The organism is Parcubacteria group bacterium (assembly GCA_041660065.1).
In the GTDB taxonomy this organism is placed as follows: Bacteria; Patescibacteriota; Minisyncoccia; order Moranbacterales.
The window spans coordinates 71,691-95,054 of sequence record JBAZXC010000002.1; the positions used below are offsets into that span (position 1 = coordinate 71,691).

Consider the following 23,364-nt stretch of genomic DNA (forward strand, 5'->3'; position numbering starts at 1 on the left):
CTGTTGTTATCCGATCATTTTTTGCCACATTTTTCGATCATGGATACCCAGATTTTGTGTAATCTCCTGTGCTTCTTCGTGACGGCCTTGTCGATGCAAATCACGCGCCTCGATCAACTGTGCAAATTTTTCCGCCGTATCGATCACTGCAACTTTGCGGGTACCGTTACTGGCACTATGATATGCCAGCCAATCGTGTGTATCTACGGCATTTTTTAGCACTGTACGACGATCAAATTGTGGATATGAAAATACATCGCATTCACGATCTTGCACGTCATGTGTTGCAATCGACTGCTGGATAGTACAGTACTTCTGCGCGATCATTTCAGATCGCACATTCCCGTACTTGGTATTTTTTACACCCATATATGACGCCTGCGCCATGTTGACCCCGATCGCACCAGCAGCAATAACTGTCACCAAAGAACTCATAAATATTTTTCTCTTTTTTTTCATAAAAAACAATTTACATATTACATGCACTAGTACGTATGTAATGCATGATTATCTTTCAAAAGAGTTACGCATGAACCATTAAAAGCAAAAGCAACCGCTAAAATACGGATTTTGCGTCTGATCATTCTTCTTCCGCAACGCGCCATCGCACTTGTTCATTGCAAATATACGACACGGGATGAGACATGACGTGAATACGCTCAATGATCTGTTCTCGTTCGTTTATTTCTCGCTCTTCCAATTCTGCGCGCAATTTGTCTTTGATCGTCTGACGCAAACCGTTAATTTGCCTCGTACGCACATCGCATGCGACAAAAACGCCCTCCTCATTGACCCTGCCAAGAAAAACCACTTGATCACTCGCTTGCAAATGCTCCTGTTTTTGCGGATCAATATTGCCCGTAGACACCGCCAACAAACGATTTTCCGGTGTCATGATCACAACAAAGGACGGATCATAGGATATGATCTGTCCCATAATAATTCCTTTTTCCGGCATATTAAAGAGCATCGTTCTCCTCTTGTCCACATTGTAATAATACCGCACATGCGTACCCAACAAATGATCCACATAATAGCTGACACCAACTTTATAAAACACCGCCCCCAGCGCGACACTCAGAAGAAAATTGATCGCGACAATCGCCCACAGAGGATATACATAACCGCGATTTGTATGACGTATGGACACGTCACACAATGTAATAAAAAGCCCCGTCAGTAGCACCCATACACCAATGATCACAAATGTAATCCGCGGCACCGCACAGCCATAGATCTCCTGATGCAGATCCATATCACTGTTTGTGATCGTGAAAATAATGATGCTCACAATAAGCGCACCGACAAAAACACTCAATACACCAAAAAACCACAAGGCAATATTGAACAAAACGAAACGCACGCGCGGTCGTTTGATCACCTCGCCTTTCATAATTTTTTCCATCGCTCGCTGCGCAGCGCTGTGTTGCGTCATATAATTTGATTACACATTAATATTACTTTTTTGATATAATTCTTTGAATTGTTTTTTCGCACGATTAATATGTGTCGCTACCGTGCCCGCCGGTTTTTTCAAAATGTCAGAAATCTCTTCATAATTTTTATCTTCGATATATTTTAAAATAAGAATGTCACGATATTTTTCATCCATCACATCAAAAACCTTCTGCACGACATCTTTTAAATGTTTTTTGTCCACATCGGCAACCATATCCCGCGCATCGGCAATACGTTCAAGAAAATCATCATCCACAAAAATTGTATTGCCATGCGGACGGATTTTTTTCTTACGCCAATAACTGATCGTTTCATTGTGCACGATACGATACAACCACGACGAAAAAGACAACTTTTCATCAAAACTGTTCACATTTTGATACGCCTTCAAAAAACTTTCCTGCAGAACGTCTTCCGCTTCTTCGGTTGTAACTGCCGAGATACGTTTAATATACAAAAGCATTTTTGCCTCATATCGTTCCATAAGCAACCCAAAAAACGATGGGTCATTCCGCGTCAAAATCACCAACTCTTCGTCAGATTGTTGTGTGTTTTCATGTGATATCATATGCAATCCTCTATATACCCATCTTGCACATTACTACGCATTCTATCCATTTTCCTTTCATATAATGCCATCTCCAGCAAATCACTTCTCATAAGTCGCAGTAAATCTTGATGAAAACAGTAGAAAAAATGCGGAGTATATCTGGATATATGAAGTATTTTTTATACTGTTTTCATCAAGATTTTCAAGACTTGGTGGGGAGTGATTTGTTGGAGATGGTATAAATACTATTTCGCCAATCCAATCCATCGTGCAATATTGTATACGCAATCATCAAAAACACAGGCTGCACGATCCCAGATAGAATCAGCCGCACAACGATAGCGTCGCACGCGAATATGCTCTGCACGAGAAAAGCGTGCAAAAAGACCGTCTGTAAGAAATTTATCACCGATCGCGATCACGGGACACGTCCCTTGCATGATATAATTCAAGACCTTTTTATTCGGCTTTTTGTGCGGTGATTCGATGTATGGCACATTGAGATCGTGCGCGATCATTCTACTGCGTACACCATTGTAGTTGTTGGAAAAAAGATACACCGCATTTGATCGTTGTAATACAGAAATTTTTTGCCGTACTGCATCGCTGACGCCTGTACTCGAACTGCATGTCAATGTCCCATCGATATCCAAAATCACCACAGAATCCCTAATAGCGTCTGTGGGTACATCATGAAAAAATTGCATGTCGCGCACAATCACCTATTTTTCTTTAATAGATCGCGGATCTCCGTAAGCAATTCCACCTCCTTAGTAACTTTTTTTTCTTCTTTCTTTTCATCGGCTTTTTTCTTTTTGATCACTGCACCCATCACCTTCACCGCAAGGAATATACACAATGCGATAATGACAAAATCTACAATTGTTTGAATGAAATTTCCATACGTCAATATTGCTTCCCCAAAGGTAAACTTGAGCGTTGTAAAATCAATCCCACCAAGGAGGATGCCCATGAGTGGCATGATAATATCATTGACAAGCGATGTTACGATCTTGCCAAATGCTCCGCCGATCACTACCGCCACTGCCAAATCCATGACATTGCCCCTAATGGCGAATTCTTGAAATTCTTTGAGAAACTTTTTCATACAAATACTATTAAATGAATTGGTGTCTCTAGCATAAAGGAAAAATCACAATAATTCAAATGTGATGATCTTTACGCGTGTTTTCGGACCAACCGGTTTTTTATAGTATTGTGTGAACGCGCGATACATTTTTTCATTACTGGCATAGCGATCATGTCCGCGCCAATCTTCTTCATTTACTTGATCAAAACATTTTTCCACAACACGCGTCAATTGTGCTTGTGCAAATAGTTCTCCCGTTTCCCACACAACAAAGGAGACCTCATCTCCTACACGGAGATCCTTGTCATCAAATAATCGCCACGTTGTTGTTTTTGCGCCGGCGAGGATCTGTTCACTCAAATACTTGCGGAATTTCAGCGTCTTCATATTTTATGTGATCAAAAATTGCATCCCTTTTTTAACCAATTGCGTGATTGCTTCTTTCTTGCAATCAGTTGATTCTCTCGCACCGCCGTATGTATGTAAAAAAATTATCACCAAAAGATTTATGTACATTATACACCATTAAACTATTTCATTGATCGTTTTTGACTACAATAAAGCCGGGTGTTTGCAAACAACCGGCTTTTCCTTTTACATATGATCTTATAGAAGATGCCTATATCCTCGTTTCCCGAGAAGGGCGACAACCTCTTTTACATCTTTTACGCGATCGCGATCAGCAACAAGGATCACATCACCGGACTGAACGATTACGATCCCCTTAAGCCCGAGCGTTGCGATCACGGACTTGTCATTGCCAAAAACAAAACAATTTTGCGTATCAACACTGACAACGTCGCCGCGCATATAATTATGATCCGGATTGCCAGTACAGTGCACATCATGCAACGACCGCCAATTGCCCACATCGCTCCATGTCAATGTTGCAGGAACAACAAAGAGTTCAAGGCTCGAAAGTTTTTCCAACACTACTGTGTCAATCGGATGATCCTGCAATGCAGAAAAAAGACTGCGTTGCTCATCCTCACTGGGACACGCATTGACCTGTTCCAATGTCTGTGAAATTTCCGGCACGTATTTTTTAATTTGATCGAGAAATACGCTCGCACAAAAAACAAAACAACCCGAATTCCACAAGAATTGCCAATCGGAAAAATATTCCTTTGCTTTATCGGAGGAAGGCTTCTCTGCAAAAGCAGAAACGTGATGCACAGAATGAGCAAACTTCTTTCTTGTTTCATTGCCCATTTTAATGTATCCCAGCTCCGTACTCGGTTCTGTAGGCTTGATGCCGATGAGCCCAATCCTTTCAGGATAATAATCCACCACACGAAACATTGTCTGCACAACATCGGCAAAAGTACCAACCTCCTTGATCATATGGTCCGATGGCACTGCGAGAATCACAGCGTTGGGATTCAATTGATAAATTTTATCAGCCACAAAAGCCAACGCCGGCGCAGTGTTGCGTCCGCACGGCTCGATGAGAATATTTTCTGGCGCAACTTCCGGCAATTGTTCCGCGATGATCTCTCTATATTCAGCAATCGTGGACACAAAAAGATGCTCCGGAAGCACGAGATCTTTGACACGCTGATGCGTTCCTTGCAACAACGTATAGTCCTCCGTGATCAAACGGTGAAACTGTTTTGGATTGTTTGCACGCGATTCCGGCCATAGTCTCTTGCCGGAACCACCTGCCATAATAACAACATAACGATCACTCTTCCCTTCTTTGCGATGCGGCATAAGTCCCAACCTCCATTGATATCCATGTATATTGATCTGTAAAACAACTCCGTATGTTTTCACACTATATCCTCTCGGTTGTTTTTGGTCAATATCATGAAGGATCGATGTCATTCGCACTGATCCGCACTTTTTTTTGCATAAAACGTTTGTATATCTCAAACCACGCAATACTTACAATCGCCACACACAAACTTAATAATATTTCATTCACTTTCAATGCACTAAAATGGAAAATATTTCTCAAAAATGGCGTATACAATATCACCAGAAGAAAAAATGCCGCAGAAATCAAAATGTATTTCAATGCCTTGTTGCCATTACCCAGGATCTGCATAAAATTTTTGTATTGCGCTAAATTGGTGACAATAAGCATTAAATTGCCAAAGACAAGTGTAACAAAAGTGATCGTCCGAATTTTTTCCTCGCTAAAATGCCAGTGTAATGCCAAAAAATACACTACCAGCGCAGCAATCAAAACACCAAGTCCTTGTAACAAACTGATCACAAAGGTCGAGCGATCCAGCAATCGTTTTTTTAGGTTGCGTGGATTGCGTTTCATGATGCCTTTTTCCGCTTTTTCTGATTCATACACCACCGAGCACGCCGGATCAATGATCAATTCCAAAAAGGCAATATGTGCCGGAAAAAGAACCACCGGCAAGTGAAAAATGACAGGGATAAGTGATATGCCGGCAATCGGTATGTGCACGGAAAAAATATATGAGATCGCTTTTTTGAGATTATCAAATATGCGACGACCCATCTTGACTGCCTCCACAATTGACAAAAAGTGATCATCCAAGAGCACAATGTCTGATGCCTCACGCGCCACATCCGTCCCGCGCCTTCCCATCGCAACACCGATATGTGCAGATTTTAACGCCGGAGCATCATTCACGCCATCGCCTGTCATCACCACGATCTCACCATTTGCCTTGAGTGCCTCAACGATCGCCAACTTCTGATCCGGAACAACACGTGTAAAAATATTCACATCACGAATACGCATTTGCAATGTTGCACGATCACATTGCGCCAGATCTTGTCCGGTCATGTGTTCACCGACATTGCGCAATCCGATCTTCTGTGCGACAAATTGTGCCGTGCCGGGATAGTCTCCCGTAACCATGATCACACGTATACCTGCCGTATAACATTCTTGCACGGCTTGTGCAACAGACGGACGAACCGGGTCCACGAAGCCGATCAATCCGACAAATTCATATGCATAATCGTGCTGATCTTGTATGCGATCAGAATGATCCACTGTGGCCTTTGCCACACCAAGTACGCGCAAGCCTTTTTGGGACATCGCATCCACCTTTTTCAAAACATCCTCACCATGCATGTGATCCATGTGGCACAATTCAATGATCGCTTCCGGCGCACCTTTGGCCGCAACGATGTGTGCATTTGTGCCCGCCAACATCCACACATGCGACAAAGCGAGTAGTTCTTTTGACAATGGAAATTCTCGCACCAATGTCCATCGATCATCAAGATGGACATCCCCATACGACAAAATATTACACACGCGATGAATCTCTTTCTCGATCGGATCAAACGGATCATGATGGCTTGCAAGCAAGGAATATTTCAGCAATGCATGATACTTTTCCGGCATCTCTTTTATATCAAACACATCGAGATCCATGATCTCTTGATCGATGACAACAGATGCCAACCGCATTTCATTAAGCGTCAATGTGCCTGTTTTATCAACACACAATACTGTCGCAGCTCCCAATGTTTCAATTGCCGCAGACTTTCTCACGAGAACGCGCTTGCGCGACATACGCCATGCCCCGATCGCCAAAAATACTACCAAGACAACGGAAAATTCTTCCGGCAAGAGCGCCATACTCAAAGACAATCCCGACAAAACGCCACGGATCCAATCATGATAATAAATACCATATGCCACCAAAACACCAGCGCACATGACCATACCGACAATCGCAAAATTGCGAACCAGTATGCGCGTTTCTTTTTTGAGGAGCATTTCTTCCTCCACAATTGATTGCAATGATACACCGATCTTCCCAATCTCAGTATTCACGCCAATCCGCGTCACGCGCACAAGTGCATGTCCCTGTGTCACCATTGTGCCAGAAAAAACAAACGGCAGGCCATCACCGCCAGGTTGCCCCAATTTTTCTTTACCATCCCACTCGCTTTTGCGCACAGATATAGACTCTCCTGTAAGCAAGGATTCGTCAATATATAAATGTGCAGATGACACGACCACAGCATCAGCCGGCACACGCGCGCCTTCGCGCAAAACGACAATGTCATCGCGCACCACTTCCCGACCGGCAACAGTATACTGCACACCATCTCGCACAACGGAAGCGCGCGGACTGGACAGATCGCGTAATGCTTCAAGAGCGCGTTCCGTCTTTCGTTCTTGATAAAATGTGATCCCCACCACCACACAGACAAAAGCAGAAAGCATCAATGCATCCTCCACCTCACCCAAAAAAAGATACACTCCGCCGGCAGCAATAAGTAAAAAAAGCATGGGATCTTTGATCACGCCGATAAAAATAGAAAATGCACTTTGCTTTCTTTGCGATGGTAGTTCATTGAATCCTTCCTGCGCCAATCGCTCTTTTGCTTCTTGGACAGTCAGACCCATTATTTGTTCAGACATGATGTTCTTATAAATACCTAAAAATATATGGCGTGATCCATCGCACGCATTTCTATATTATCATAAAAAGCACCTTTTTATACAAGAGACATCACAATAACATCCGCCGATACAAAAATCTATCGATAGATTGCGATGATTTGCCGAATGATCAATGTATCCGGTGTAATATATTCTCCAGAAAAATCGAACCACACACGCAGAAAATCCTCACGGACAATTTTTCGCACACGTCCTACTTCCGGATCTTGTAGATAAATATGCATATCATCCAATCCCGTCACCACGGAATAATGCCCATCCGCTACGTCATCTTCGTCATAATCCGTGCGTCCTCGCGTAAACCAATCCACAATTACCGGCACACCTTTTTCAAGCCATTGTGCGATTTCTTTCATCGATGATTCATTTTTGATCGTAACAGAAAATCCCAATGATCGTGCAACTCTTTCGATATCCACATCGGTGACGCCAAGGTTCGCATCAACCTCGCATAGTTGCGCAAATTCTTTCTCCGTCTTTTCAACACCATACTGCATCAAAACGATCTTGAGAGACGCGGGTCCGCACATACCGGCATGCAATGTCTCTTGAAATGGCTGTACATGTAGTTGTATGTTCATATTATTTTTTGTGACTGATATATATTTCTTTTTGTTTGAGTACCCAATCGCGCAAAACGATCCGCAATCCCAAAAGTTCCAAACCGATGATCGCCAACCATGACCCCGGCGTAAGTGGTGTCACAAGTGCGACAAAACCCACCACGATCAAAGCAACCCCCACGATCATTTTGAGTTTTGGACGCTCTTTGATGAATTTTTTGCAATTGTACAACACCCCATGTATTTTTCTTTTCATATGACATGATAACCTATTTTTTCTATATATCCACAGTACCACATTTCTACAAGATACAATATGCATTTGACAATGTGCTGCCTGCGCTTTATTATAAATGCAACAATAGTGCATTTATACAATTTTATGAATCTTGATCTCATCCTCACAAAGGTCCGCGCATGTGGTGGCCGCATTTCTCCTGTGCGCAAAGCGATCATTCATAGTTTACTGACAAAAGATTGTCTCGTATCTCATGCCAATATCGTCACGCAGCTCAAGAAGCACCACCTCACACCGGACCGTTCCACGATCTTTCGTGAATTGCGCTTTCTTACAGCACACAACATCATCTGCAAAAGTACGATCGCCGATGTTGATTATTACGAGATCCCCCACGACCATCATCATCACCTCATCTGCCTCCATTGTGACAAGATCACAAAAGTTGTCATGAAAGATCATATAAAATGCACTTCTGCGCACATCGCACGCAAAAATCATTTTACGATCACCGGACATTCCTTGGAGTTTTACGGCTATTGCGCGCAATGCCGTGCATAAATTTCCCCTTATTTTTTAATTAATGACCACGTATATGAAACAAAAGATCTTTATCGCCATCATTGTGATCCTCGCACTCATTGCCGTTGTATTCTTACTCAAAAGCAATCAAAAAAAAGAATCCCCTTCTGCGCGTATTTCCGTCGTGACCACGCTATTTCCACTCTATGACTTTGCAAAAAATGTCGGCGGTGATCATGTCGATGTGTCCCTCCTTCTCCCGCCGGGCGTTGAAGCACACTCTTTTGAACCAACACCCAGCGACATCATCACGATCAACCGGTCCGATGTGTTCGTATATACAGGCGCATTCATGGAGCCCTGGGTGGAGGATGTGATCGCCGGCATGCAAAATGACACCGTTACCATTGTAAATACAAGCGCACATATTGCATTGATCAACGAGAATGAGGATCATGGTGACGAATCATCCCATAGCGGTATTGATCCGCATGTCTGGCTCGATTTTGACAATGCGCAAAAAATGGTGGATGCGATCACGGATGCGCTTGCGCAAAAAGACCCTACACATGCCGGCGACTATCGCACCAATGCCGTGCAGTACAAAGAAACGCTTGCACAATTGGATCACACATATGCAACAACGCTTGCACAATGCCGGCGGAGAGACATCGTCTACGGCGGTCATTATGCATTCGGATACATGAGCAAAAAATATGATCTCCGCTATGAAGCAGCATATGGCATTTCACCGAATGCGGAACCCTCGGCACAAGACCTTGCGCAACTTGTGGAACAAATCAAAAAAAATGGTATCACAACGATATTTTATGAGGATCTCCTCAATCCAAAGATCGCTGAAACATTGGCGCGAGAAACAAACACAAAACTCCTCGCATTGACTCCGGCAGGAAACATTTCAAAAGAGGATTACCAAACTGGCACAACGTTTGTCATGCTTATGGAAAAAAATTTACAAAACCTCGCGCAGGGATTATCATGTAACTAATGGAAAAAATAATTTCTGTAGACAAAATTTCTGTCCAGTACGGACAAAATAAAATTCTCCATGATATTTCCTTTGCCATCGACAAAGGTGATTTCATCGGTCTCGCCGGACCAAACGGTGCCGGCAAAACAACACTTGTCAAAGCCATTCTCGGACTTCTGCCAATCGCAAAAGGCACGATCACCATTTTTGGAATACCACAAAGATCTTTCACGGGTTTTTCCAAGATCGGTTATCTCCCGCAAAAACATACCGGCATCAATAATCTTTTCCCCGCATCGGTCAAAGAGATCGTCGCATTGGGATTATTATCTTCAAAAAAACCACCCCGCAATCTCTCACATACGGATTGGCACAAGGTTACCACGGCACTCCATGAATTGGACATCATAGACCTACAAGACAAAATGATTTCCGAGCTCTCCGGTGGACAACAGCAAAAAGTATTGCTCGCTCGTGCGATCGTCGCAAAACCGGAACTCCTCATTTTTGATGAACCCTCCACAGCACTCGACCCGGAGTCTCGCAATGAATTTTTCACACTCGTCCAAAAATTCAACAAAGAAAAAGGTCTGACAGTGATTTTGATCACACATGACACAGGCTATATCGGCAGTTATGCGAATAAATTGCTTTATATCGACCACAAGCTCATTCATTTCGGACCAATTGCGGATTTTTGCAAAAAAGATGCTACAGCGGCATGTTTTGAGAAAATCGGAGAACACGTCGTTTGGCATCAGCACACATAACCTATGGATATATTATATTTTTTACAATACGCATTCATACAAAAAGCGTTCCTCGCAGGATCTTTTGTCGCGATCACCTGTGCTGTATTGGGCATGTTTCTGGTCCTGCGCAAGATGTCATTGATCGGCGATGGTCTTTCCCATGTCAGCTTTGGTGCCATCGCTCTTGGCTTATTTTTTGGCTTTTATCCTTTTTATATCGCTGTTCCCATTGTCATGATCGGCGCTCTGATCATCCTAAAAATCACAGAAAGAGCCCGCGTTTACGGTGACGCGGCAATCGGGATCGTTTCCGCCGTCGGCATTGCCGGTGGCGTGATTTTGGCGAGTGCATCCAACGGATTTAATATTGATCTATTCAGTTATCTTTTTGGCAATATCCTTGCAATCAGCACAACGGAAGTATTCTTGTCGATCATTCTTTCTTTTGTCGTACTCATAACCATTTATTTTTTTTATTGGGATCTTTTTTCCGCCACATTCGATGAAGAATACGCCAAAACAACAGGCATCAAAACCCACCTGATCAATACGATCCTTGCGATCCTTACAGCGATCACTGTCGTTCTTTCTATCAAAGTCGTTGGCGTTATGCTGGTTTCTGCGTTGCTCATTTTTCCGGCGGTCACAGCATTGCAGATCGCCAAGGGTTTTAAAAAGGCGATTTTGTATGCAGTGATGTTTTCTCTTCTCTCGGTTTTGATCGGTATCACGATATCGTTTTTTCTCGACTTCCCCGCCGGCGCAACGATCGTCATGGTCAATGCACTTTTCTTTGGTATAACATTTCTCTACAAGAAACTCGCCTGATAAAAAAAGATCACTTATTTTATTCGTATCAAAATATTTTTTGGCGTCACGACAAGCAACACTGCCGCAAGTACCACCCCAATAAGACCCAAAACACTAAATGCTCCCGGAATACCGAGAAGACCGGCCAGAACACCTGCAAAGACCGGCCCAAAAATATACCCGGAATTGAAAGATAAATCTTCCACACCTTCAATCTCACTATCTACGCATGGCGCTTCGGAAATATAGTCCGCATATGCCGCATTAATCGCCGGCAATGCAATACTGATAAAACACGCAGCGACAAAAATTGTGATAATTGCAAACGGTGCGTATGACACATGGACAAAAGATGTTAAAATCGTTGACCCGATCAGTATACCGAGAAGTGCCGTCCGTTTTTTCCCAAAACGTCGCGTGACATTCCCCACGATCCACCCGACAAAAAGCGCCGGAAGGATGTACGCTGTCAAAAACAACCCGCCAAATTTACCAAGATCGATCGTCTCCACATAGAGTGGTGCCAACGTCCAGAAAAATGCATCCACAAAAGAAAGAAAGAACGTGACACAGAGAACCGGCGTCATGATTTTGCCTAACTTTTTCCACAAATCAATCTCTCGAAAAAGACTTTTATGTTTTTGCTCCTTGTGTGCCGTCACATGCACATCTTTTCTGCCGTGTATATACATGAGAAAGAGCAGGATGATAAAAAGTCCGAGTCCAATACCCAAAAAGATCCAACTCACTGCAAATACGCGCCAATCGATTGCAGACACGATCACAAAACCGACAATGAGCGGTGCCAAGACACTGCCCAACGCACGGAAGATCTGCACAACACCAAAGTGCGATGCGTGATCGGATTTTTTGGTATAGCGACCGATAAAATTAAATGTCCCAAAACCGCTCAGGTCATAGTATAATCCCCAGACTGCCATCACAAAAAGATAAAACCATACGCCATTTGCTTGCGAAAGCAACAGCGGATACGAAGCACAAACGACAAACATAAGCCAGAACATATGGCGAAAATCCGCATTCTTGAAAAATTTGCAGATCAAAAAATCAAAGAACGCACCACTGATCGATGATGTCCCGATGATCAACCCGATCATGCCGATAGAAAAACCGTTTTCTTCCATAAGGATCGGCGTGATATATGTCAGCATGCAATCAAAGATCGTCCAAAAAAAGATCACCAATCCGAACAAAAAAACAGGTGGTAAATATGGGTCACGATGTTTGGTCTTATTTAATGCTGTCATGAGTGAGAAAAATATAAAAAAAATCTAGCCATCATATTATATCATTATCTCTTTTTTCCAACAAAAATAGGATCTTTTAGAACGAAATATCCGCTCACATAACTTGTAATATCTGTGTCCGCGCCACTATAGTCCATAGAGTTTTTATGATCGCGCACGACAAATGCCCGGTCATCGCCCACATATCCGCGCAGGAAAACCATGCACGACGGACAATCACATATGATATCATCGACCGTTTCCGACGAAAAATGCGCCAGCGCATCCAGACTCTTTTCATCCCGTGACAGTGTCGTTTGCACATCGCCATGATGGCTAAAATCCGAACTTACGACAAGAATTGTGTCGTCATCAGCCATGTGACGTATCTCTTTTCCCAATGCAGAAAGCATTTCTTGATCGGCTTTTGCATTTACTACAAGACTCGTAACTTCTACACCTGAGAAATATTTCGCAACAAATGGAACAAGTGTATACACGCCATGTTCCATAAAAAAAGGGGTGTTATTTATTTCAACGCCCGGCAGAGTATCAATCCGTTCAAAAAGAGCCGTGTCATTGGCCACTGCGCCAAACGGTGTATCCCATGACAATGCTGTGACATATGCGATCGTTTTTTGATCGTGAAATCGATTGAAGTGGTCCGGACTGACAATGATCACGTGTCGTGGGATATTTTCAACGCCACAAAAAAAGTTTGTGATAAGCCCCTGTGCCAAAAAATGATGTGACGTGATACCGGCGATCACATGCGACGTTGGCAGAACATCATCACATGTACTCGTATACAGCGACGCATTGTCATAAAAACTCCGCAATACTTTTTCATTCCCCTGTCCAAATCTCTCCTCATTCACAAAAGATCTTTGCACCATAAAACGAACGGCAAAAAACCCACCGATCACAACAAGCGGTGGGAGTAAATATCCGATCCAATGATATTTTTTTTGCATATCTTTTTATTTGACGAGTTCTTGTGTCCACGTCGGCACAGGCGATACCTGTGTTTGATCATTTGCATATTGCCACTCTTTCCACTTTTCATCCGTCAACCGTTCGCCGATTGGATGTGTGAATTCATAATATGCATACACCAACCCCTTGGTCAGACGCACACCGTTTGCATCTTTGACCGCGACATAGATATAATTTGGGATCCCTGTTGCTTCATAGAGGATCTCCCCCGAAATCATATCCGTATGCACATCTGCAATGAGTGCCGCACGTGCTTGGTCTTCTGTACCGTCTTCACCCGGCAGTGGACGGATCACGCTATTGAGTTGTGCCGGCTCCCTGCGCAATCGCTCAAACTCGTCATCGCTGATCGTTTGATTTGCCAATTCTTTAACCGCAATGTCGCGGAAAAAATTTACACTCGCGACAAAACTATCCGTACGTCCGACAAACTCATTTGGCAATAATTGTCGACTTTCCAAACCGGTACGCGTCATCTTTGTCAAAGCCAGTAAGCGATCATAAAACTCGATATTTGGCTCGACATACCCCTTCGGCACAGGTGGTGGCGTCTCCTCATTGAATCCCGCGCCCATTTCCGCATAGGATTGTTTTGCATAGAGAAGCGTATCGTGCTTAAGCTCTGTCCATGAGCCAAGTGCGCTCTGCAGGTTCTTTTTGTCCCACTGCGCGCTTTGCACAAACATCGGATATCCTGCGAGATTCTCATGATTTCTAAAGAGCGACGTGATCGTATACAACCATGACCAATAAATATTTTGCGTCCATGCCTTATCATCAAGTGCGCCAAAATGTTGTTCCAGTTGACCCATTTTTTTTGCAAGAACATTTTTTGATGCGGGCGCATTTTGTGCGATCCACTGATCCGTAAGTGGTTGCGCCGTATCATTGCCCAATACCGTCATCACCTGCAATGCCGTCGGCATTGATGGCAATTTCTCACCTGTTTCCGGATCCGGCTTTTCATCACCTTGTGTCAATGTGGAAAAGACAAATGCGTCCGGCGTAAACCTCTGTCCCATGAAACGGAAACCTTTGGTGGTGTTTTGCAATTCTTCCTTTGTCATATCTGTCACTTTTTGACCCACGGCAACCGATGACATAATTTGTGGATTTTTATAATTCTTCATTTTCTCTTGCATCTTGGCGATGCTCACCGTATCAAATGCGATATTTTTGCCAAAAACCTGCTCCATCGCACCGGCATATTCCGTGATGCCCAAGTCGTCGCTCTCCCCGACAAAAAATGCTGTCGGGATATAGATATCGTCCCATGCCTTACGCAACTGCGCGTCCTGCATCATGAGCGTGATATTCATCGCATCCCGCGTCAATTCCGGACTGCTTGCCAACAAGTTCTGTCGCCCATACCACATCATTGCACGAAAGTAGGTGCGAAGTACAGCATTTTTATTGTAATGACTACGCGGACCAAACTGCGTGTAATCCTCCGGCATCGCAACACCCTGCGCCTGGCGATACGCGCCATACAACGGTGAATCTTGTATTTCTTTTGCCGCCATGATCAATGTAATCTCCGCCTTTGCATCATTGTATGATCTTTCCGGAATGGATGCACGACGCTTCTCCACATTTGCCATGATCCGCTCTGCTGCGTCACTCTGCGTATTGGTAAAATTCTCAGCAGAAAAATCCTCATACGCAGATTCCAAAATTGCCGTCGGCACCAAGAAGTATGCGATCAGACGTTGGTAACTCTCTTTCTTATCCTGTTCATTGCTCTTGTTGTATGCCGTAATTGAATTCTCGAGAAGTGTCTGACTCAATGTGACCAAGCGTGGATAAAATTCTTTTTGTTCGATGTATTCGAATTCTTTTTCCAATAACCGATGATACACATGCAACAGATAATCACTGCTCACGAACACCGCATTTTCCGGCAGACGCCCTCCCGCATCCCATGCGCCTCCGATCTCATCATACAACTGCGTCCAATCATCCGTGCGCATACTGATCGCTTTCGGATCATCGCCAAAAAACCGATCTGTATTTTTTTGTATGAAAAAATAACTTTTTTCCAATGCGGTCTTTTGCTCTGCGCTAAACGCCTTTTTGGTTGCTTTTTCAAATGCACCGAGATTTGGCAGTTCTTTCACAGCGATCGTATATGATGGCACTTGCGCAACATACGGCGTCTCCTCCAGTTCAAACGGCGCAAAAACAAATTTACTGGACGTCATAAAAGGCACTTCTCCCTGTCCGGTCACCGCACCGGAGGTGACATCCTTGTCGGTCGATCCTCCATCATTCACAGTTCCCTGATCGCTTCTTTGTATAAAAAAGTAATACGCAAAGCCAAACGAAACCATGCACAAAAAAACAATACTCCCGACGATAATAGCTACGCGCATCCGTGATGACTTTTGTGTTTCCGCAGGCTGTTGCACACCTTGCTCGTTCTCGTTCATATTTTTTGTATTACATTTTATATGTGCATTATACCACATCAGAAAGCACTAAATTGAGAATTTTTCACGCAACACAACATTCATTTTTTTAAATCGCTGTACAAACATTTGAAAACCGAGAGAGAATACCGTTTCAAAATACAAAAAAAGGGCTCCAAGCAACACTCAGAGCCCTCCATTTCAGCGGATTTTTCCGCCTACTTTTTCTTTCTTTTCTTTTTTTTCTTACCGAACGTAAAGTTCAACGCTCCCCGGACAGCACCTTCTACGACACTCTTGGAGAACACATACGCTTCCGTGTTTGATATGCCGGTCAGACGGGCAAAGCGCTTAATGCTTTTCTTCACCCGTTTGGGATCAAAGGTGTCGACACCCTCATCCTTCATTTCACCTTTGACATAGCGCCACGCGATTTCGTTCCGTCTTTTTTTCTTCAAAACATACCTCCATTATATTTTTGAAAAAATTACCCTGTCCTTTGACCACCAAAGAACGACTTATCGTATCACAGAAAACGCATTTCGTCAATCATGCGCAAAGACTCTTGCCAAAAAGATCATACCGATTGGCAAAATGATCATTTGCATGACGGGAAGAAGCCCCACATGCGCCACTGGGATCAGTGGCATTGCGCTATTATACACCCACCGCCCTTGTGCAAGCGCGAGCTTTTCAACAAGAACGGCAAGTGCACATCCTACAAAAACACAATATAAAAATATCCACATATTTCGTTGCATCACCCACCGCACATCACGAAATATCATTGCACCGAAAAGATAGCCGATACCCACGATTACCACATCCCCAAGAGACGCCCTGACATGCACGATGATAAATTCATAGAGACCCTGATAATGCGGGGCATATAAAAACGACTGACCCATCTCCCATAGAAGGTTTACCACCAAAACAATAGCAAAGATCATTCCGTATGTTTTGATCTTTGTATATCTCATCTCATTGATCTTTGTCATTTTTTCATGTCATCCAATTTCATCCGCAGCGCTATCTCAAATTTTTGTATGATCCTCTGTTCTTCTTCATCAGTAAACTCTGTATTGCCATCCACACTGACCAGGAGGAAATAGTCCGGCACAGACACATCATCCTGCATGTACGAAGGAAAATGATCAAGCTTATACGCATGCCCGCCATACTCGAACGAGATCAGTTCGCCATTGAATTTTCTTTCTCTTTCCTGTATTTCTAGATTGTGTATATCGGAAACTATTTTCTGCGCTTCCTGCGCCAATACTTCTACACCCATATCAAACGCCGCCTCCCGCCCTTCCGCCAATCGTTCTTCTGACGGCTTAACAAACCCCATTTTTTTCTTATGGAAGTCTTTTTCTACATCAGCCATTTCTCTCGCTACGGCAGGATCCGCTATTTGATTTTTGTTGTAATCGATCTCCGCATTGCGTAATGTTTTAAATGCACTCTCTTTGCCTTCCATACTTTTTTTGATAATCAATAACTACTTACGCCATAAGGGGTAACCTTTATCCCTATTTTAACATACGCACACCATTCTTGTCAGATATGAAAGGGGGCAAATGATCGCAAACCTAACACCTCCTGTCAGTCCCGTGATGCCTGTCCTCGAGAAATCGGAGACGGGAATCCAGAATTATTCTGTGTACAACAAATAGCGATAATGATGTTTTCAGATAAAGTTAAGTGTTAAAGGTCAGTAATATAAAAAGACCGTAGATTTTTTTCGCATATTTTTTAAAATAAATGATATCACTCTCGCGCATGCGTGATCTTATAATAGAAAATCCTCGTAGATTTAATATAAATCTACGAGGATTTCTTTTGTGTGTGTTGATTACCATTACGCGAAAAAAGTTTGTTCACGATCTGGGCCAACACTGATGAGGACAATATTCACATCGGCACGCATTTCGATAAAATCGAGATAGTACTGAGCCTTTTCTGGCAGGTCATGATAAGTTGTTACGCCACTGATATCCTCATCCCAACCATCGAGGATCTCATAGATCGGCTCGCATTGTTCTAAAATATCATTTTCTGGCATCATAACTGTCAAAATCTGGTCATGCTCCAAGCCAATGGCAGGATTACTTAGACCGCGATATGTATATCCTACACACACAGGGATCTTTTTAATTCCAGTCAAAACATCAAGCTTGGTAATTGAAACATCCGGACCATTGAGTTCCACTGCATACCGTAGCGCGACAAGATCGAGCCAACCAATGCGACGCAAGCGCCCTGTTGTGGCTCCAAATTCTCCGCCAACACGACCGATTGCGGCACCTTGAATTATAGGATCCGGATCATTGATCAGCAGTGAAAAATCAGATGTAGCAGAGTATCTTTTGTAATCACGTACAAAGATTTCCACAGCATTGTGTCCACCGATCTCTGTAGGCATACATCCTGCACCAACGCGAGTCTGATATGCTTTGACCACACCAATCTTATGTGTGATATCCCCTTCTCTCAAACCTGCCCCATGTGCCAATCCGGCAACAGTGCATCTGGATGATGTCACAAATGGATATGAACCATCATCAATATCGAGAATCGCACCTTGCGCACCTTCTAGTGCGATTGTCACTTTTCCAACGTGAGACCGGACATATTTTTCCGCATCAGTGATCACAGCGTTGAAAAATTTTCCATGCTCGAGATATCGTACAATGATCGCATCTATATCCAACATTTCCGTTGGATGAAAGAAGAGACCATTCTCCAGATCATCATGATGCAGGAGCTCTTTGATCAGCATTGGATCAAGTGTTTTGAGAAATGTGATCCTGTCTGGCAACACATGCTGCAACTTTTGACACATCACGTCCGCGTCCAACATGTCACGCACACAAAGTCCCGTGCGTCCAACATGATCTTGAAAGACTGGTCCCACACCACGTCCTGTCGTACCAATTTTTTTGTCAGGATTGGCACGTGCTTCGCTTAAGCGATCAAATAAAATATGATACGGCATTGTGAGCTTTGCGCGAAATGAGATCTTCAGATTTTCCCATGTCACTCCAGAATCCATAAGCATCTCAAGTTCTCTGCGCGCAGTAAGCGGATTGAATGCAACGCCGCGTCCAATCACTGACACAATGCCCAGTGCATCATGCACGATCGATGATGGGATCATGTGTGTAACGATCTTTTGTCCGTTGGCAACGATCGTATGTCCACAATTATCCGCACCCATCGGACGCTCACCGATTCTAGCAATTGCCATAAGCAGATCCAAGATCTTTCCCTTTCCAGTGTCTCCCCACTGATTGCAGTACACAGAGATCACCGATCCAGTAAAAAAATAATTCAATAGCATGTCATACAGATCCTTTCTCATTACAACTTACCTCCTCTGTTGATGTACGTGCTTCTTTCACAAACGATCTATCCCTATTAAAGAACAACTTCCATTTATAACACGCTACCATGTCACTGTCAAAACTTTTTCCTTTGACCATCACAAAATTCATGTATGGACAAATTCATTAAATTGTGCTATAATAGACGTTCACATTAATAATCAGTACCTCAAAAACCAATTCGAGATAATACAAGGAGACACATGAAACCAGTTGAAATTACCAATTCAAGCGGTAAAACTGTCGGCTACCTAAAATATGTACACATCTATGATCTAAGAGATGAATGCATCGGTTTCATCAGCGGTTCAGACGTGATCGACCGTCATCAAAATATCATCGGTCGAATAGGTTGCCTACGGATCTATGATGCGCAAAACAACATCGTTGGATTTGTAGCTAGTACCAAAATATTCACCACAGATAATAAGATTGCCGGAACATGCAAGATTTCCACCCTCATCGGCGGAGGCGCTCTCCTGTTGTTATTATCAAAACAGACGCGATAGATACTTTTCTCAGTGAAGAAAATGAATATCTATCGCGTCTTTTGTTTTTTTGTGTGACTTGAGGTTGCTAAATAACTATAAACAGAGATGAATAATTCGTGGGCAATGACTCCTTACTTACTCGCACATATGTGCTAATATACTGTTTCTTAGTTCTTAAAAAAGTTGTTCGGCAAACGGCCAAAAAATGCATGCATGCATAAAAACAATCAATGGAGGGCTTATGACAGATATGACGAGAAAGACACCTTACACAACAGAAGAATTGTTCGCCATAATAAAAAATGGCAGTTTCAGGTCATGCGGTTGTCCTTGCGATGTCGGGATGAGTAATTGCTTTGCAATGAATGAACTCGGGATACAATACATGACCACAGAAGATTTCGACGAACGCACCATGATCGAAAAATTCTTCTGCACTGTCTTGCAGGATGATAGCTTCCCGCCCGAGATGCAATTCATCGCCATATGCGTTTTGAAAAATGAGAACTTGGTGTCGACCGAGTCCACAAAGAGGATCATGGATGATTTTGAGCATGATCCCGACAACGCCGAGATCATGCTCGAGGTTGCCGAGCGACTGATTCATCACTGATCTCGACAATTGACACACACAAGGGATTTGCTCCATGCTGGCAAATCCCTTTTATCATTTAACACACGTGCACAAAGTCACTTCCAATCTGTGATCACGATGCTCCTCCCCTTGATCGCGACCGCCACTTTCTGACCTTCTTTCATATTGAGAGCTTTTACGATCTCGATCGGGATCGTGAGCGAATAGCTGCCGGATTTTTTATAGATCTTGCGGATGTTCTTGTCGATGAGTTTTCTCATATATTTTTTTAGGTACCCACATGGGTACTGATGTGGGTACCCATATAAATATTTTTATATACAACTATAATTATATCGCATTTTTAATTTTTTGAAGACGTCCGATCTCGACAACATTGTTTTTCCCCAACAACATCACACCAAAAAACATCGGGATAAATGACGCCATCTGATATGCCGTAGGCGCATTTCCCAAAATCATCCATGCAAATATCAACGTCATAAGTGGCACGATGCTATTGATCGCCGTGGCCTTTGTGACACTGATGCGGTGGATGCCTTCGATCCACAGGATCTTTGACAAGCCCAGCATGACAAATCCATTGATAAACAAAAATCCCAGAGACCCCGTGAGATCGATTGTCAATACGCTCACGCCTGACATACACACGATCACCCAGATCACAGGGAGACTCACGACACTCCTCACAAATAGGATCGTTTCGCTCCCGACATATTTTCTCGCACGTCTCTGGAAATAATTGCCAAACGGCGTGACAGAGCACGCCAACAAGATCAACAGATCACCCAACTGAAAACGATGTATGTTTGGGAGAAGGACGATGATCGCTCCCGTCAGCATCAAAACAGCCCCTACGATATGTGCCCCGGAGAGATACTCTCTGCGCCATACGTTGAAAAATAAAAAACTGAATAACATTTCCGTCAGACCGATCAAACTGGCATTGCCGGCAGTTGTATAGCGAAGTCCGTTAAAGAACAACAAATAATACACGATGTTGATAATAAATGTCGCCGCCAAAATATCCGTAAATGCTTCCCTATTTTTGAGATCTTTCCACCCCTTCCTCATGATCAAGATCAACCCAAAAAAGACCGTCGCAAAGATCATACTCCAAAACAAAGCCAGCGAGGATGAAACATCCCGGAGAGCTAAAATCGTAATGATCGGGAAAAGACTCCACAAGAATGATTCGGTAAAAATAATGCCCTCACCCTGTCTTTCTTTCGTTAAACCGTCAAATCCAAACATACCCTCTTGTGCATAAAAAATGCCTCACATATTTACAAAAATTGATTCCCACCACAGATGTTTTTTATTGTAACACGAATGGACGAGTCGTTTGACAATCGCCCCACTTCTAACGACTTTCAATGATATCAATATTTTTTGGCAAGTCGGTACAATCCACTTCCACGATCTCTATAGGAACAACTTGCTCATTACTACGACAATCCAGCCCTTTGAAGTCAGAGAACCCCTCACTTTTTAATACATAGACTTTGCCTTTATGGTCTTTTACTTTTTCCAAAAGATCACGTGAGGATCGGTAATAAATATTGTTGTCATTATCAATACTCATGCCACATTCTGAACCGTCTCCCCCCAATCGTTCATTTATCAGAGAACGAAATATCGCCACGTCTGCAAAGCGCGTAGCAAAAACAGCCGACTCGCCATCTTTTTCATAGTCTCCATTTTCTTCGTTCTCGCCATATGCTTGCCTCGGTTCTAAAACATCAATATCGTCTGGTGAACCATGAAAAACATACTTACCCGCCTTTTCAAGTGAGAGCAGATATTCCCTTCCTTTTCTTTTTTCCGGAGTATATGATTTTTCAAAACCCATATATTTAAAAATCATGCATTACAAATTTATAATACACCAGGTAGGCATCATCGGTCTAGAACTTTTTTATTATAAACGAATGGTTTATCAATTTCTTGACATAAGCATGATTCATTGTATTTTTATAAAATTTTGAGTAAAATACTAATATGTTTCTAAAAAATAAAAATTAAATGATATGGGACTTTTACTTATCGGAATTTTTCTCCTCCTCCCAATTATCGTCATCATAGCCAGTGTCTCCCAAAAGAACAATCAGTCACAACCAACGGTCCCCCCTCCATCAAACCTGCATGGAAAAAGATGTTTTGACACATCAACGACTGGTGAACGTGAATTACTGACCCTACTAAAATCTACCTTAAATACAGACGAATATTATATATTTAGCGATATTATTATTCCTGACTGCTTTAATATCACAACAGAAATTGATCATATTGTCATTTCCAATCATGGAATTTTTGTAATTGAAAACAAGGATTATACAGGTTGGATATTTGGAAATCCTAACCATAAAAAATGGACAGAGGTGATCAGAGGAGGGAAAAAATACTCTTTTCAAAATCCTCTGCATCAGAATTATGGACACAAAAAAGCATTGCAAAAAGCCTTGCCATTTGTTGAGCCCTCACGTTTTTATTCAATTATTGCATTTTCTCGAAGAGCGGAGTTTAAAACAGACATACCAAATGACGTTTTCTTTTATGATGAAATACCGGATGTGATTAAAAGCATCACGGATGAACGCATAGATATGCCCCGAGTACTATTATCCATAGGTAAACTTTCATATCTATGTCAGTCACCATCATCGGATAGACAAGAACATGTCAATAACGTTGTAAAAAAGCAATCCCCTTCAGAAGATGTATCATAGACTTACCCCTCCCTATACAAAAACAGCCCATAAATATAGGCTGTTTTGTGCCTACAATTCTGTGACTTTAACGTAAGATTTCAAAGAGCATGTGACTATGTCATACATCGCACGATACATAAGG

27 protein-coding genes are annotated in these 23,364 nt (G+C 42.8%); 6 read left to right on the plus strand and 21 right to left on the minus strand.

Going from position 1 to position 23,364, the window contains the following annotated elements; genetic code table 11:
• Window positions 1-6 precede the first annotated feature (6 nt).
• From WC819_02825 to WC819_02870, 10 genes are all read right to left on the minus strand, one after another.
• A complete protein-coding gene (locus WC819_02825; protein MFA5986256.1) occupies window positions 7-459 on the minus strand; it encodes a hypothetical protein in 453 nt (150 codons plus the stop codon).
• Between the two features lie 121 nt (window positions 460-580).
• Window positions 581-1,435, minus strand: coding sequence for a hypothetical protein (locus WC819_02830; GenBank protein MFA5986257.1), 855 nt, complete (start codon window positions 1,433-1,435; stop codon window positions 581-583).
• A 9-nt stretch (window positions 1,436-1,444) separates the two neighbouring features.
• A complete protein-coding gene (locus tag WC819_02835) occupies window positions 1,445-2,026 on the minus strand; it encodes an RNA polymerase sigma factor (GenBank protein MFA5986258.1) in 582 nt (193 codons plus the stop codon).
• Window positions 2,027-2,253: 227 nt separating this feature from the next.
• Complete coding sequence (locus WC819_02840) at window positions 2,254-2,715, minus strand: hypothetical protein (protein ID MFA5986259.1); 462 nt, start codon at window positions 2,713-2,715, stop codon at window positions 2,254-2,256.
• An 11-nt stretch (window positions 2,716-2,726) separates the two neighbouring features.
• A complete protein-coding gene (gene mscL, locus WC819_02845; GenBank protein MFA5986260.1) occupies window positions 2,727-3,116 on the minus strand; it encodes a large conductance mechanosensitive channel protein MscL in 390 nt (129 codons plus the stop codon).
• Window positions 3,117-3,161: 45 nt separating this feature from the next.
• Complete coding sequence (locus WC819_02850) at window positions 3,162-3,485, minus strand: ASCH domain-containing protein (protein ID MFA5986261.1); 324 nt, start codon at window positions 3,483-3,485, stop codon at window positions 3,162-3,164.
• A gap of 219 nt (window positions 3,486-3,704) precedes the next feature.
• Window positions 3,705-4,874, minus strand: a complete 1,170-nt coding sequence (locus WC819_02855; GenBank protein ID MFA5986262.1) for a sugar phosphate nucleotidyltransferase — start codon at window positions 4,872-4,874, stop codon at window positions 3,705-3,707.
• A 31-nt stretch (window positions 4,875-4,905) separates the two neighbouring features.
• A complete protein-coding gene (locus WC819_02860; protein MFA5986263.1) occupies window positions 4,906-7,467 on the minus strand; it encodes a cation-translocating P-type ATPase in 2,562 nt (853 codons plus the stop codon).
• A 119-nt stretch (window positions 7,468-7,586) separates the two neighbouring features.
• Window positions 7,587-8,090: a cysteine peptidase family C39 domain-containing protein gene (locus tag WC819_02865; protein MFA5986264.1), complete on the minus strand. Its 504-nt coding sequence runs from the start codon at window positions 8,088-8,090 to the stop codon at window positions 7,587-7,589.
• Window position 8,091: 1 nt separating this feature from the next.
• A complete protein-coding gene (locus WC819_02870) occupies window positions 8,092-8,328 on the minus strand; it encodes a hypothetical protein (protein ID MFA5986265.1) in 237 nt (78 codons plus the stop codon).
• 126 nt (window positions 8,329-8,454) lie between these two features.
• On the opposite strand from WC819_02870, the gene WC819_02875 reads away from it, so the two are divergent.
• From WC819_02875 to WC819_02890, 4 genes are read left to right on the plus strand one after another with little or no spacing between them, the layout of a single operon-like run.
• A complete protein-coding gene (locus tag WC819_02875; protein MFA5986266.1) occupies window positions 8,455-8,871 on the plus strand; it encodes a transcriptional repressor in 417 nt (138 codons plus the stop codon).
• Between the two features lie 34 nt (window positions 8,872-8,905).
• The gene (locus tag WC819_02880; GenBank protein ID MFA5986267.1) at window positions 8,906-9,841 is read left to right on the plus strand and encodes a metal ABC transporter substrate-binding protein; all 936 of its coding nucleotides are present in this window, start codon (window positions 8,906-8,908) and stop codon (window positions 9,839-9,841) included.
• Window positions 9,841-10,593, plus strand: a complete 753-nt coding sequence (locus WC819_02885; GenBank protein ID MFA5986268.1) for a metal ABC transporter ATP-binding protein — start codon at window positions 9,841-9,843, stop codon at window positions 10,591-10,593. Before WC819_02880 ends, WC819_02885 begins: the two co-directional genes overlap by 1 nt.
• 3 nt (window positions 10,594-10,596) lie before the next feature.
• Complete coding sequence (locus tag WC819_02890; GenBank protein ID MFA5986269.1) at window positions 10,597-11,403, plus strand: metal ABC transporter permease; 807 nt, start codon at window positions 10,597-10,599, stop codon at window positions 11,401-11,403.
• 14 nt (window positions 11,404-11,417) lie between these two features.
• Here WC819_02890 and WC819_02895 read toward each other — a convergent pair whose 3' ends face one another.
• From WC819_02895 to WC819_02925, 7 genes are all read right to left on the minus strand, one after another.
• Complete coding sequence (locus tag WC819_02895; GenBank protein MFA5986270.1) at window positions 11,418-12,653, minus strand: MFS transporter; 1,236 nt, start codon at window positions 12,651-12,653, stop codon at window positions 11,418-11,420.
• 44 nt (window positions 12,654-12,697) lie between these two features.
• Window positions 12,698-13,606 carry an AmmeMemoRadiSam system protein B gene (gene amrB, locus WC819_02900; protein MFA5986271.1) on the minus strand — a complete coding sequence of 303 codons (909 nt, stop codon included), beginning with the start codon at window positions 13,604-13,606 and terminating at the stop codon, window positions 12,698-12,700.
• A gap of 6 nt (window positions 13,607-13,612) precedes the next feature.
• Window positions 13,613-16,057 (minus strand): DUF3160 domain-containing protein, encoded by a 2,445-nt coding sequence (locus WC819_02905; protein MFA5986272.1) that lies wholly within the window; start codon window positions 16,055-16,057, stop codon window positions 13,613-13,615.
• Between the two features lie 197 nt (window positions 16,058-16,254).
• Window positions 16,255-16,494, minus strand: a complete 240-nt coding sequence (locus tag WC819_02910; protein ID MFA5986273.1) for a hypothetical protein — start codon at window positions 16,492-16,494, stop codon at window positions 16,255-16,257.
• A gap of 87 nt (window positions 16,495-16,581) precedes the next feature.
• Window positions 16,582-17,034 (minus strand): hypothetical protein, encoded by a 453-nt coding sequence (locus WC819_02915; protein MFA5986274.1) that lies wholly within the window; start codon window positions 17,032-17,034, stop codon window positions 16,582-16,584.
• Window positions 17,031-17,516, minus strand: coding sequence for a hypothetical protein (locus tag WC819_02920; GenBank protein ID MFA5986275.1), 486 nt, complete (start codon window positions 17,514-17,516; stop codon window positions 17,031-17,033). The genes WC819_02915 and WC819_02920 overlap by 4 nt, the downstream gene beginning before the upstream one ends.
• 381 nt (window positions 17,517-17,897) lie before the next feature.
• The gene (locus tag WC819_02925) at window positions 17,898-19,400 is read right to left on the minus strand and encodes an adenylosuccinate synthetase (protein MFA5986276.1); all 1,503 of its coding nucleotides are present in this window, start codon (window positions 19,398-19,400) and stop codon (window positions 17,898-17,900) included.
• Between the two features lie 225 nt (window positions 19,401-19,625).
• Here WC819_02925 and WC819_02930 point away from each other — a divergent pair, with 225 nt between their 5' ends.
• Window positions 19,626-19,931: a 5-fold beta-flower protein gene (locus WC819_02930; protein ID MFA5986277.1), complete on the plus strand. Its 306-nt coding sequence runs from the start codon at window positions 19,626-19,628 to the stop codon at window positions 19,929-19,931.
• A 298-nt stretch (window positions 19,932-20,229) separates the two neighbouring features.
• Here the strand turns inward: WC819_02930 and WC819_02935 are convergent, their stop codons facing one another.
• The 4 genes from WC819_02935 to WC819_02950 all read right to left on the minus strand — a co-directional run bounded on the left by WC819_02935 (window position 20,230) and on the right by WC819_02950 (window position 22,360).
• Window positions 20,230-20,520 carry a hypothetical protein gene (locus WC819_02935; GenBank protein MFA5986278.1) on the minus strand — a complete coding sequence of 97 codons (291 nt, stop codon included), beginning with the start codon at window positions 20,518-20,520 and terminating at the stop codon, window positions 20,230-20,232.
• An 83-nt stretch (window positions 20,521-20,603) separates the two neighbouring features.
• Window positions 20,604-20,768, minus strand: a complete 165-nt coding sequence (locus WC819_02940; GenBank protein ID MFA5986279.1) for an AbrB/MazE/SpoVT family DNA-binding domain-containing protein — start codon at window positions 20,766-20,768, stop codon at window positions 20,604-20,606.
• 70 nt (window positions 20,769-20,838) lie between these two features.
• Window positions 20,839-21,762, minus strand: a complete 924-nt coding sequence (locus tag WC819_02945) for a DMT family transporter (protein ID MFA5986280.1) — start codon at window positions 21,760-21,762, stop codon at window positions 20,839-20,841.
• Between the two features lie 109 nt (window positions 21,763-21,871).
• Window positions 21,872-22,360: a hypothetical protein gene (locus WC819_02950; protein MFA5986281.1), complete on the minus strand. Its 489-nt coding sequence runs from the start codon at window positions 22,358-22,360 to the stop codon at window positions 21,872-21,874.
• 178 nt (window positions 22,361-22,538) lie between these two features.
• On the opposite strand from WC819_02950, the gene WC819_02955 reads away from it, so the two are divergent.
• Window positions 22,539-23,240, plus strand: coding sequence for a nuclease-related domain-containing protein (locus WC819_02955; protein MFA5986282.1), 702 nt, complete (start codon window positions 22,539-22,541; stop codon window positions 23,238-23,240).
• Window positions 23,241-23,364: the final 124 nt, after the last annotated feature.